General features: G+C 62.0%; 12 protein-coding genes. 6 read left to right on the top strand and 6 right to left on the bottom strand.

Features of this window, described 5'->3' with window-relative positions; translation table 11 throughout:
* Nucleotides 1–6: 6 nt before the first annotated feature.
* The 3 genes from ACZ522_RS00860 to ACZ522_RS00870 all read left to right on the top strand — a co-directional run bounded on the left by ACZ522_RS00860 (nt 7) and on the right by ACZ522_RS00870 (nt 4,703).
* Complete coding sequence (locus ACZ522_RS00860; protein WP_464391697.1) at nt 7–2,217, top strand: hypothetical protein; 2,211 nt, start codon at nt 7–9, stop codon at nt 2,215–2,217.
* A 458-nt stretch (nt 2,218–2,675) separates the two neighbouring features.
* Nucleotides 2,676–3,956: a glycosyltransferase family 2 protein gene (locus ACZ522_RS00865; RefSeq protein WP_464391698.1), complete on the top strand. Its 1,281-nt coding sequence runs from the start codon at nt 2,676–2,678 to the stop codon at nt 3,954–3,956.
* 510 nt (nt 3,957–4,466) lie between these two features.
* Entirely contained in the window at nt 4,467–4,703 is a 237-nt protein-coding gene (locus tag ACZ522_RS00870) for a DUF6684 family protein (RefSeq protein ID WP_464391699.1), read from the top strand.
* A gap of 443 nt (nt 4,704–5,146) precedes the next feature.
* Here ACZ522_RS00870 and ACZ522_RS00875 read toward each other — a convergent pair whose 3' ends face one another.
* The 3 genes from ACZ522_RS00875 to ACZ522_RS00885 form a co-directional block, all read right to left on the bottom strand.
* Nucleotides 5,147–5,425: a DUF7553 family protein gene (locus ACZ522_RS00875; protein ID WP_464391700.1), complete on the bottom strand. Its 279-nt coding sequence runs from the start codon at nt 5,423–5,425 to the stop codon at nt 5,147–5,149.
* 91 nt (nt 5,426–5,516) lie between these two features.
* Nucleotides 5,517–6,176, bottom strand: coding sequence for a helix-turn-helix domain-containing protein (locus ACZ522_RS00880; protein ID WP_464391701.1), 660 nt, complete (start codon nt 6,174–6,176; stop codon nt 5,517–5,519).
* Nucleotides 6,177–6,391: 215 nt separating this feature from the next.
* Entirely contained in the window at nt 6,392–6,949 is a 558-nt protein-coding gene (locus ACZ522_RS00885; RefSeq protein ID WP_464391702.1) for a hypothetical protein, read from the bottom strand.
* A 254-nt stretch (nt 6,950–7,203) separates the two neighbouring features.
* Here ACZ522_RS00885 and ACZ522_RS00890 point away from each other — a divergent pair, with 254 nt between their 5' ends.
* Entirely contained in the window at nt 7,204–8,865 is a 1,662-nt protein-coding gene (locus ACZ522_RS00890) for an NADH-quinone oxidoreductase subunit D (protein WP_464391703.1), read from the top strand.
* Between the two features lie 81 nt (nt 8,866–8,946).
* Here the strand turns inward: ACZ522_RS00890 and ACZ522_RS00895 are convergent, their stop codons facing one another.
* Complete coding sequence (locus ACZ522_RS00895; RefSeq protein WP_464391704.1) at nt 8,947–9,228, bottom strand: hypothetical protein; 282 nt, start codon at nt 9,226–9,228, stop codon at nt 8,947–8,949.
* Nucleotides 9,229–9,289: 61 nt separating this feature from the next.
* Nucleotides 9,290–10,825: an FAD-dependent oxidoreductase gene (locus ACZ522_RS00900; RefSeq protein WP_464391705.1), complete on the bottom strand. Its 1,536-nt coding sequence runs from the start codon at nt 10,823–10,825 to the stop codon at nt 9,290–9,292.
* Nucleotides 10,826–11,010: 185 nt separating this feature from the next.
* Here ACZ522_RS00900 and ACZ522_RS00905 point away from each other — a divergent pair, with 185 nt between their 5' ends.
* Nucleotides 11,011–11,337, top strand: coding sequence for a TFIIB-type zinc ribbon-containing protein (locus tag ACZ522_RS00905; RefSeq protein ID WP_464391706.1), 327 nt, complete (start codon nt 11,011–11,013; stop codon nt 11,335–11,337).
* 160 nt (nt 11,338–11,497) lie between these two features.
* Entirely contained in the window at nt 11,498–12,064 is a 567-nt protein-coding gene (locus ACZ522_RS00910; protein WP_464391707.1) for a hypothetical protein, read from the top strand.
* Nucleotides 12,065–12,195: 131 nt separating this feature from the next.
* Here the strand turns inward: ACZ522_RS00910 and ACZ522_RS00915 are convergent, their stop codons facing one another.
* Complete coding sequence (locus ACZ522_RS00915; protein WP_464391708.1) at nt 12,196–12,372, bottom strand: hypothetical protein; 177 nt, start codon at nt 12,370–12,372, stop codon at nt 12,196–12,198.
* Nucleotides 12,373–12,421: the final 49 nt, after the last annotated feature.

The raw sequence follows: 12,421 nt of genomic DNA on the forward strand, positions 1-12,421 counted from the left end.
AATGTTTTGCTCTCGACAACGGAAGAACATATATGCCGTCACCACGAGAACATCATCGTGCAAGGCTCTCGTCGATCGCTTGCAGTCGCCCTCCTGTTCGCCCTCTCTCTGGTCGGAAGTGGAATCGTTGGTCCCGCAGTAGCGCAGACGCAAGCCGCCGAACCAAAGGGAGCTGACGACTTCGCACAACAGTCGCCACCCGCAAACGCCACGGAGACAAACGATTCGGCGACGAACACGGAGACAAACGACTCGACGACGAACAACTCGACCGTTCGTCACGTGAACCCTGACAACGTGAGCAACGAAGAGACGCTCACGGAGTTACGGGGCGCTCTCTCCGATCGGATGGCCGCCCGCCTCAACGAGAGTAGCATCAAAATCAGCGAGGGAGAATACGCCAGTGCACGGGGTGAACTGGACGAGGAGTTCCTCGAGTCGTTGGAGAAGTACGAGGAAGTCGAAGTGGAGCTTAGTGACGATGCCAATGTGACGGCTGGCGACTTCGAGCGCGCGCGGAATAGCACAGTAAACTTCTCGCTGGCGGCCCAAGACTTCAATCAGACGTACGAAGCGTACCAGGACGCCAAACGCCGCGGCGACGAGGAAAAGGCCAGACAACTGGCTCATCGCTTGAACAACATCTCGACGCAGGCCGAACGTTCGGCAGACCGCCTTAACGAGACGTACGCGAACCTGAGTGAGGAGACGAAACAAAACTTCTCTGACCAACGGGAGCAGATCGCGGCGGTGAAGGAGAACATCTCCGCCACCGGCAACCAAGTCGTGATGACAGAACTCCGAGCGACAACGCTGCGGCTCACCGCCAACGACTCCAACGCCTCATTCGTCGATCCGATGGGCATCAGCGGCCAACTCATAGCGGCCAACGGAAGTTCCGTCGCGAATCAGACAGTCACGATAGCCGTCGGCAATCGACGGTACGAGACGAAGACCGACGAAAAGGGCCAATTCGCGCTCGAGTATCGTCCGACCACGTTGTCCGTGAACGCCTCGAACGTAAGTGTCCGTTACGTCCCTACCGAGACGTCCCTCTATACAGCATCGAACGGGACGCTCCCAATCGACGTCAAGCAGGTGAACGCTACCGTCACCATCGACAATCAGACTGACCGTGTCGCGTACAACGAACAGGTGTCTGCGCGAGGGACGCTCTCGGTTGACGGCCGAGCCGTCCCGGGCTACCCACTCTCGCTAACGCTCGGTAACCAATCGCTTGCGACAAACCGTACGACGGCCAACGGGTCGTTTGCGGCGAACGAGTCGATTTCCGCGTCCGTTCCAACGGGCGAACGCCCGCTGCGCGTTGAGGGACCCCAGAACGGCAGCGCAGTCGCCGTCTCCACCCAGAGCGAAAGCATCGTTGTAGAACCGACACCGACAAACACGACGCTCTCAGTGCGGGCGAACGAATCAGATCTCATCGCGACCGGCCGACTGACCGTCGAAGGTGGACAAGGACTTGAGGGGAGATCAGTCCGCGTGTCGGTCGGTGGAGAGGCGATAGAACGCGTTGAAACCGACGCAGACGGTCGCTACGAGCTTCGAGTTGAGGCGGAGAACCTCAGCGGTTCGACGGTGAAGGCGACGTTCGAGGGTTCCGAATCCAACCTCGAGTCGTCGAATGCGACCGCTCCGCTCCCCGAGGAACTCAGGGGCCTTGAAGCAATCAATAGTCCAAACGGCTTCGTTGAATTACTTCTTAGCTGGGTGTTCAGGGGGCCCCTCCCCCCATCTCTCGTCTTCGGGATCGTGGCAGTAGTACTAGCCGCGGGAGGGTACGTACTCCATCGAATTCGATCCTCCGATGATGAGACGTCGGATGACGACGAGAGCGAGGAAGAACCCGAGGACGTACCCGAAGTGCTGTCTCCGACGGCGGTGTTCTCGACTGACGAACTGCTGGAACAAGGAGAATTCGAACGGGCGATTCGGCTGGCGTATCGTTCCGTACAGAACGCGGTGTCACCGATGCTCGATGGGTCACATCGGAGACAGACCCACCGCCAGTTCTACCGCGCCTGCCAACGCTCCGGTATCGCCGCCGGAGACGAACTCGATACGCTAGTCGAGACGTACGAGATGGCCGTCTACGGCGGACAAACGGAGGACGTGGGGCGGGTTCACGAGGCGGTGGAGGCCGCACAGAGACTCGTCCGGCAGTTCCAAACGGATAGTTCCGATGATTCCGAGTAGAACGCCGATGGGTCAGAGAGTTGGTTCTCTCGACGGTACTCCGCCGATTCGGGCATCCACCTCGTTCGGCGATTCTCACGCCCAGTCTGCGACTGGAGCGAACGCCGAGAGCGGAGTACAACGTCAGACGTATTTAAAAAAATTTATTACCATAGCTATGTATGAATTTGATAATATCATGTACTGTTTGGCGTTCAGAACGAGGCTTATTAGACAATCAGACAGTCAACTGACGGCACCGAAACTTTGATTTTAGTGTGCGGTGTCGTACATAACAACCTTAATTAGTTGACAGGACCGCGGTACGAGGTAAGGTGAAGAGCGGAGAAAGGGTGGGGAACCCACCAGGCAGAAAACAGTATGTCAGTAAGCAAAATGAAGAGATGTCAGAGATGAATTCAAACGGAGACAACGTAAACGGTCAAAGAAGGACAGTCCGCGACGCGGGGGACGTGGCGATGAACGCCACAGCAGTGGCGGACTCGACTTCCGGATCGACCATCCACGAGAACGGAACCAAGACAGAACAGCAGTATGCGAACGGCGAATCCGAACTCCGGCGCGATCCGGATGAAGGATACCTCATCACGCCGGAGAGTGATCTCGAACCGACGCTCTCGGTCGTCATTCCGACGTTGAACGAGGAGCAGGGAATCGCCGAGTGCATCAACCGCGTCAAGTCGGCGGTGGAGACGATGAAAGTGCCGACGGAGATCGTCGTCACCGACAGTTCGACCGACAGGACGCCCGAGATCGCGGAGTCGATGGGCGGGCACGTCGTTGAACCGACCGAAGCGGGGTACGGCGCGGCCTACCTCCACGGATTCGAACAAGCCCGGGGGGACTACATCGCCATCGGCGACGCCGACACGACGTATGACTTCGAAGAGCTGCCGAAGCTGTACGACCTCGTCGCGGACGGCGACGCGGACATGGCGATGGGAAGCCGCCTCGGCGGCGAAATCAAATCCGGGGCGATGCCGCCGCTTCATCAGTACATCGGCAATCCCCTCCTGACGAAGTTCCTGAACACGTTCTACGACGCCGGAGTGAGCGACGCTCACAGCGGATTCCGCGTCATCGACGCCGACGCTCTCGAGCAGATGGACCTCCAATCGACCGGAATGGAGTTTGCCAGCGAGATGATAATGCAGGCGGGGGCGAACGACTTAGAGATCGCGGAGCGACCCATCACGTACCACGAGCGGACCGGGGAAGCGACGCTCGATAGTTTCCGCGACGGCTGGCGACACATCCGGTTCATGCTGGTCAACGCGCCGGGGTACCTCTTCTCGGCCCCGGCGGTCGGATTCTCGCTCGTCGGCCTGTTGACGATATTCGGGTCACTCCTCGGCGCCGAGGTCTACGGCGTCAACTTCGGAATGCAGACCGCCTTTGCAGGGTGCGTCCTCACCGTCATCGGCCACCAGGTCGGATCGTTCGCGCTGTTCAGTTCCTACACGACCGACCCCATCCGCAAGCCGAGCGACCCCATCACGAAGCGACTGCGCGATAGTTTCCGCCTCGAACACGGCGCGACTCTCGGGCTCCTCCTCTGCGGCGTCGGCGCCCTCTATGTCGCCGCCGCTCTCGCTCGGTGGGCCAGTACCGGATACACGCAACTGCCGGCCCCGATGCCGAACCTGTTTGCGATGACAATCATCATCCTCGGCGTTCAAACCGTGTTCAGTTCGTTCTTCCTGAGCATGGTGGCGAACGGAACGTCGCAGGTGAACTGAGCGAAGCGTAGAGCGAAGACACCGTACGCACGATCACCGTCGGTTCGACGGTTCTCCTTTTGCGGCAGTTCTCCTGCGCGTTCGCCTCTCCCGGCGGAGTGTGCGGTATTGCTGTTCATCTATCGGAGAGATGATTGGACAGGATAGATTCGGAGAGCGTCCTCTTCTCGCCCGCGGATGCTTCACTCGCGGCCGCTTCCGTCTGAATTCTTCGTACTTCGGTTTTCCGGTACTAGATATCCGATACGTAGATGACCATCGATTTTAACGAGTGACAATCCAAAATCAGCGTATTTAGGCTAAGAAACCTCACGTATGTAGTTAGATAGGAATCGTACTAAAATAGTGTGTTCTTTTCGGGAGAGTACAAGATATTTTGTTCGCTAGAGGGTGTGCCCGCCCGTCCGAGAGGGAAATAGGCGAGAAAGCGTCTCGGGGGGTCGAGTAGGTCACCGTTCGGAGCCCGTTCCGGCCGGAATTACTTTGTCCTGCCTCGAACGATGGGTCAATATGGTCTCGCTTGGCGCCACAGGAATTGACCGAGAGACGTTTCTCGACATCGTCGTGAACATCATACCGATGGGTATCCTCGCGTTCTTCGTCGTGTTCTTCCTTCTCTACATGCCGTGGGAGGAGAACCTCTTTCTCACCGCCCTGAGTCACTTCCTCACGATATTCCCGCTTCTGATGCTCATCTTGGTCACCTACATCTCGGCCAGAGTCATCAGCCGCGACCAGCACGCCTGAAACGGGGAACCGAGCGCCGAGCAACGATTTGGGCGAAAGGGACGATTTCTGCCGCGCCGACGGCCGTCAAGGTAAAGCGAACTGAGCGTCTATCAGTGGTGGGTGGTAACATAGTACACCAGGGACGACCGAACCGACGGAGACGGCCTGACGCGAACGGGTGACTGGCCGACGTTCACGACGGTTGACTGCCAGACGGAGAGCGTCGAACCGCGGACATCGGAACGAGCAAACGAGTTCGTCCGGAGCTAACACGGAACCCATCCGCCAGCGGTGTTTCGTCATCATCTCGCGTGCCATTTACGCTGCGACCTCCCTCGTCGTCGGTTCGGGACGCTGACGACGGGATGCGGTCGTTTTTTGCGGTGCTCGCCGCCGCGTCCGTGTTACAGTGTTATGTCTGTAACGTACTGTTCAGTCGCGGTGGGATTCAGCCTCGAGTACTATTCCGTCGAGGCGTTCTGTCGGTAGTCCTCTATGAGAGTCTTCGCTCGACGGATTCGCTCCCGAGGCGACCCCTCCGCTTCGTCCTCCAGTTCGTCCAGTTGGTGCTCGACTTCGCGCAGGCGGTCGTCGTGCGGGCGGGTGTCCTGCGTCTTGTCACCGCCAACGATCTCCTTTAGCCCGTCGGAGAGCGACATGAGGGGCTCTCTGACGTTGCTCTCGGCTTCGTCGCCGGCGCGTTCAATCTCCTCGCGGGCGCGAGCGATTTTGTCGGTCACGGTCGTAACTCGGGTTAGCCGCGGATAGATTCGTCGGCCCTCCCCCACCGTCGCGGCGTCGAGTCTCGCGAGTCTCGCGCGGTGCGGGCCGTCAGTCGAAGTTGAGCGTCTGCCCCTCCAGCGCCGACTCGATGAGCATCCGGTGGCCCCGCCGAAGGCGTTCGGAGAGCGCCTGGTGGCTGATTCCGAACTCCCCGGCGAGCTCCTCCATCGTCGTCCGGCGAGGAATCTCGAAGTAGCCCTTCTCGACGGCCTTCAGCAGCGTCTCGTACTGTTCTTCGGTGAGTTCGCCCGGACTCGCGGTCTGCGGGTCCATCTTCGTTATTCGGGCGACGTCCACCGAGAAGCCGTGGTCCGTCGTGTCGTCTACGACCTTCGAGATGTCGTCGCGGTCGAGCACCAGCAGTCGGAGGACCCACTCGTCGTCCTCGCCGGAGGCGGAGATGATCTGCCCGTCGCGTTGGAAGATAATCTCCCGGAGGACGAACAGGCGCGGGGAGTCCCAATCGATCTCGTAGAGCCAACTCTCGGCGCGTTGGGAGACCGCCTCGAAGTCGTCTACGCTCGGATCGCCGTCGAACGCCGCCTCTATCTCCTCCTGGGGCGCGCCCCACGCGCGGACGTAAGCCATCGAGACGGATCGGTCCGCGGCGACCGACTGGATCATCTCGAATCGGAGGTTCGGTACCACCTCGAACGCGTGTTCGAAGGCTAAATCGCAAGCAGGAATGCGGACTGTCACGAGACTCATGGTAGTTTTTCAGATCAACGTACGGCTCCGGTATATGCGTTATTCCCACCGGGCAACACAGTCTACGAGGCGAATAGACGCAGGACGATTTCTCCGACGGACGAGTACTCGACTCGAGACTAATGAAAAATCGGTTTGCGGTGCGCGCGGTCCGGAAAAAATCCGTCCCGGCGACGTCGCCACCCCAATCCAACGGGCCGAGGGGTTTTCGCTCGTCACCGGTCCGAACCGAACCACGCGCCGAGTGCGAGTCCGTACACGACGTGACTCACGTGGAACACGAATCGCTCGTCCTCGTCGAGGTCCAACTGCAGGACGCGCCGTATCAACGTCGCGGTTCCGAACACCGAGAGGAGGACGCCGTAGACGAGGCCCAACACCGTGGTCTTCTGCTCGGTCATGACCTGACTCCGTTCGTCGGCCTCCCCGCCGTCCCGCGGTGCGGAGGAGTCCGACGGCGCGGAGACGAGTACGCCGAACATCCCGCCGGAGACGATGCCGTAGAACAGGTGGAGTATCGCCCCGGGAACGAGGTGGTCCTCCGGTTCGCCCCCGCTCACGTACTTCGCCCAGAACCACGACGTCGGCGGGGGCGACTGGGAGATGGAGATTCGGAAACAGGACATCACGATCGTAGCGACTCCGCCGGCGGCAAGGCCCTTCACGCCGCCTCTCACGCGACGGTGTTCGAAGAGGCTCGTCAGCGTCGGTTCGAAGAGCCTCGCGTCCTCGTCGCCGGAGTCGGTCGCCTGCGCGTGTTCTGGTGAAGTCATCGTACTCAGGGCGTACCTCTCGGCCGGGGATTCGCATCGTACCGGATAAACGCTTCCGGCCCTCCCTCGGGCGGACGACGTTCGGCGGCCCGTTCGTACTCGCGGACGTTTCAGTCCATCGGCCGAAGGTTGAATAGCCTCGTCCACGGAGCAACGTATATACGCCGGGTAGAGCGGGGACTAACGCGCCGATGGACGATTCCCGGCACGGAAGCGCTCGTCGGGCGCACCCGGTCCGACGAGGACGATACACCATGAGTTCACAACGACACACACAGGCTATCGGAGAGGAGGCCGTTGCCAGTCAGGACGAGGTAGACGCGCTACTTGATGAGTACGTCATCGACCGAGAGGACCACGTGAACGCGCCTGCGTACGTCATCCGCCCGGACGACGTACAGAACGTCCTCTCGACGCTCAAAAACGAGGCTGGATTCGACCACCTCTCCTGTCTCACGGCGCAGGAGTACGGCGACCGCTACGAATCCATCTACCACCTCACGAGTTACGACGACCGGACCCGAGAGGTCAGCATCGTCGTTCCGGCGGCGAAGGACGACCCGCGGAGTCAAACGGCGGTGCCCGTCTACGAGACGGCGAACTGGCACGAACGGGAGGCGTACGACCTCGTCGGCATCGAGTACGACGAGCATCCCGACATGCGTCGCATCCTCCTCCCCGAGACGTGGCAGGGTCACCCCCTGTCGATGGACTACGACCAGAACCGACCGCAGATCGTCTCGCTTCGGGAGAACACGTCGCTGCTCGATTCCAAGACGGAGACCGAGAACGACGACACGCTGTACATCAACATCGGGCCGCACCACCCGGCGACGCACGGCGTCCTCCACCTGAAGACCCACCTCGACGGCGAACAGGTCGCGGACGTCGAACCCGACATCGGCTACCTCCACCGCTGCGAGGAGCAGATGGCCCAGCAGGGGACCTACCGCCACCAGATAATCCCCTACTCCGACCGCTGGGACTACACGGCGAACATGCCGAACGAGTGGGCCGTCGCGCGGGCGATAGAGGACTTGGTGGACGTAGACGTGCCGGAGTACGCGCAGGTCCTGCGCACGATGTCGGTCGAACTCGGTCGGATGCTCGGTCACTTCCTCGCGCTCGGGACGTTCGCGCTGGACGTGTACGGCGACTTCACGGCCATCTTCCAGTATGCGATGCGTGACCGCGAGAAGGTCCAGAACATCTTAGAGGACCTCACCGGCCAGCGGATGATGTTCTACTACTTCCGCGTCGGCGGCGTCGTCTGGGACATCCCCGAACCCCGCGAGGAGTTCTTCGAGAAGGTGCGGGACTTCATGGACGACATCCCGCCGACGCTGGAGGAGTACCACGACCTGATGACGAACAACGAGATATTCCAGAAGCGAACGGTCAACACGGGCGTCCTTCCGCACGACGTGGCGAAGGATTACGGTGTAACCGGACCGGTCGCCCGCGGGTCGGGCGTCGATTACGACCTGCGCCGCGACGACCCCTACGGCTACTACCCCGAACTCGACTGGAACGTCGTCACGGAGGACACCTGCGACAACTTCGCTCGCGTCCTGGTGCGCATGCGCGAAGTCGAGGAGTCCGCCCGAATCGTCGAACAGTGCGTGGACCTCCTGCAGGACTGGCCCGAAGACGACCGAACCCTCCAGGCGAACGTCCCGCGGACGCTCCGCCCGGAGAACGACAAAGAGATCTACCGAGCGGTCGAAATCGCCAAGGGCGAATTGGGCGTCTACATCCGGTCGGACGGGACGGACTCGCCCGCCCGATTCAAGATTCGGAGTCCGTGTTACCACAACCTCTCTGCGCTCCCCATCATGTCGAACGGGGAGTACCTGCCGGACCTCATTGCGTCGCTGGGCAGTCTCGACATCGTCCTCGGCAGCGTGGACCGGTGACGCGTACGCCGGCGGGGTGACCGTCCGACTCCGCTCTCTCCACCTCGCCCGCGCCTACCGCCCCTCACTGCTGTTACTGCTTCACTCGTTAATTTTCTCGACGATATCGTCCGCGACGCTCCTCGCTTCGTCCTCGTCGTCCACCCCGTCCACGGGCACGAGGACGCTCTGGGTGTCCCAGTCGTCGTCGCCGCCGTCCGCCTCGTGACCGGTCCGGACTTCGCTCCCGTCGAGGACCGAACTCGCCGCCTTCGCCGCCCAGTCGGGCGTCCGAATCGTATCGAACTCGTCCGGGTCCTCGTAGCGGACGTGGTAGTAGTCATCTCCCTCTTCGACGGCCTCGATGGAGTGGTTCTCGGCCATACTGGGACGTTCGCTCGGCCCGGGAAAAAGTCGTCCGGCCGGGGTCGCACGGCCGGGGCGTTCACTCCCGCGTGCCGGGGTTCGAGAGGCCCTCGACGGCGGGGCCGTCGATGACGTCACCGTCCACCTCGAACCGCGACCCGTGGCAGGGGCAGTCCCACGACTTCTCCGCGTCGTTCCAGTTGACGATGCAGCCCATGTGCGTGCAGACGGCGGAGACGGCGTGGAGTTCGCCGTCATCGTCGCGGTAGAGGCCGTACGGTTTGCCGTCGTGGCGGACGATGCGGGACTCGCCCGCGGGCGGCGTCACCGTCCCGGAACCGAGCAGACCCTTCGCCCACCCCTCGACGAACTCCTTTGCGACGTGGACGTTCTCCTTGGCGGCCGTCTTGGCGCTCGATTTCGAGACGCGTTTCGGGTCGTACACCCCCTCGTAGGGGTTCGAACGGCCGAGTGCGAGGTCGGCGAGGAGTTCGCCCGCCGCCGTCCCGTTCGTCATGCCCCACCCGCCGAACCCGGTGCCGACGTAGACGCCGTCGGCTTTCGGACCGGCGCGTCCGACGTACGGAATCCGGTCGGGCGTCCCGTAGTCCTGCGTGGACCACCGGTACGGCATCGACTCGACGTCGAACTGCTCGTTGGCGTACCGTTCGAGGCGTCTGTACCGCTCGTTGCTGTCCGCGTGTCCGGTCTTGTGTCCCTCACCGCCGACGATGAGCAGGTCGTCCTCCCCGGCGACTTTCGTCCGAATCGTCCGTTCGGGCTCCTCAGCGCGGTAGTACATCCCCTCCGTCGGCGCGTCGTCGGTGCGAATCGTCAGCACGTACGAGCGGTGCGGGTACAGTCTGGAGAAGAACAGGCGGTGGTCGAGGATGGGGAAGTGCGTCGCGACGACGACGGCGTCGGCGGTCAGCGTCCCGCGGTCGGTGACGACGCGGTTCCTGCCGCCGGACTTGATCTCCGTGGCCTTCGTCTGCTCGAAGATGTCGTTTCCGGCGTCTTCGACGGCCTCGGCGAGGGCGAGCAGGTACTTTCGAGGGTGGAAGCGCGCTTGGTCCTCGACGCGAATCGCCGCCTCCACGTCGAATGGCAGGGGAGTGTCTTCGACGAACTCCGCGGGGATGTCGAGGGCCTTCGCGGCGTCCACCTCGTCGGAGATTTTAGCGCGCTTCTCGCTCGACTCCGTGTACGTGTACGCCGCCGTCCGGTCGAAGTCGCAGTCGATGTCGTACCGTTCGACCCTGTCTTTCACCGTCTCGATGGCCTCCTGGTTCGCGTCGGCGTACCGCCGCGCCTTCTCCGCGCCGAACTCCGAGCGGAGGTGGTCGTAGATGAGTCCGTGCTGGAGGGTCAACTTCGCCGTCGTCCGCCCGGTCACCCCCTCAACGATGCGTCCCGACTCCACGACGGCGACATTCGCACCCTCCTCGGAGAGTTTCGTCGCCGCGGTCAGTCCGGTGATGCCGCCGCCCACGACGACGACGTCCGCCTCTCCATCGCCGTCTAGCGGGGGGTACGACGTAGGGTCGGTCGTGGACATCCAGACCGACTCGGTCGGGTGCGATTCGGCGCCGTCCGGCGGGTTTGTGTCGCTCATGGTGAGTGGGAAGCGTATCGACCGCGAAAGCTAGTCAGAGCGTCTCACTATCGGCTGAAAAGCGTCGTGCCTGCGAGCGACGCCGCCGAATCGTCGAACCCGCCCGACGACAGTTCGGGGCCGGTTCGGAGGCGATTCGGCGAACGGCAGGTGGGACTAAGTACGAAAGCGCCCAACAGAGAGCCATGAGTAGTTACGGAGAGACTCCCGACGACGACGACGAGGCAGAGGTCAACGAACTCTCGTTCGGAACGACGCTGTATACGGAAGACGGAACGGAGGTTGGGACGATTCGCGGAATGACGAACGCCGGCGTGTTCGTCACGGTTCGAGAGGGGGCGGAGGAGCTCTCCGTCGAACACGCCCGTTCGGGGCACAACTTCGGGATGGCGGAACTCATGTGGCGGTGTACGAACTGCGGCGAGATGGGTGAGATAGACGAAGGCCTCCCGGGGAACTGTCCCAACTGTGGGACGGAGAAGGAGAACCTGATGTACTGGACCGAGGACTGACCGGCCCGAGACGAGCGTTCTCTCCCGTCCGCTTTGCGGAGTGACGGAAGTCGAGTTCTGCAGTTCGCAGACCGCGAGCGTGAAGTCTCGGCCCGAACGCGCGTTCCGGCTTTAGTTTGCAAGCATGGGCCTCTTGGACGGTGTGTTCGTATCTCACCCGATGGCATCTCGTAGAGCGTCGCAGTCGGCAGACGGATCGAGTAGCGGACAGAGTTCCTCGTTGAAGGCCCGCGGCAAGTCTATCGCCACGGACGTGGTGAAAGAGCGCGGGCGGGCGATGCTCAAGGAGGTTCTGAAGGAGGCGATGGTCGAGGCGATAGAGGAGTCGGACCGCTACGAACGCAAGGAAGTCGAAGAGAGCAGTTCCGCGGACGAGACAAAGCAGACCGAGTCGGACCAATCGTCCGAGTCCGACCAGTCCTCGTCTTCGTCCTCGAAGCTTTCGTGGATAGTGCTCGGCATGGGCCTCGCCGCCGTCTACCTCTGGCGGCGACAGATGTCCGACGGGGAGGGCGTCCAGAAGTCGATAACCGAGTGGAAGGACGACGGCGAGTCCTCCGAGGACGACGGCGGCCAGAGCGCCCTCTCGGAGGAGGAAGACGCCGGGTACGGAACCGCCGGCGACGAGGGGATGGAATCGGCCGAAGGCGTCGATACGGACGAGAGCGGACGCCCGAGCACCGAAGAGGACGACGACGAGGCGGCCGAGACGACTGAGACGCCCTGACGTCGTGCACGAGCGACTTTCTCGTTTTCGAGGGTAGTCGGGGACCGACGGCGGACTCGTCGTCGGGCCCGAACCGTCAGTGAGACGTGTGAAGAAGAGGCGTCGCGTCGGTCGCGGCGATACAGAGTTCGTTAGCCGTGCATCGGCATCATCGACTCGATCTCGTCGTCCAGCGCGAAGCGTCGGTTCACCTCGCGCATCGTCGCGCGTATCGAGCAGTAGTCGGCGACGCGTCGCTCCGCCGAGAGGAACGGTCGGGAACGGCGCTTCGGCAGATCGATCCTACGTTTGGGTTCGTCGAATAACATGGGCTAGTGTGTGAGGGAGTGGTGATGTTCGCGCGATACGGACGCCGCC

This window comes from Halopelagius fulvigenes (genome assembly GCF_055398025.1).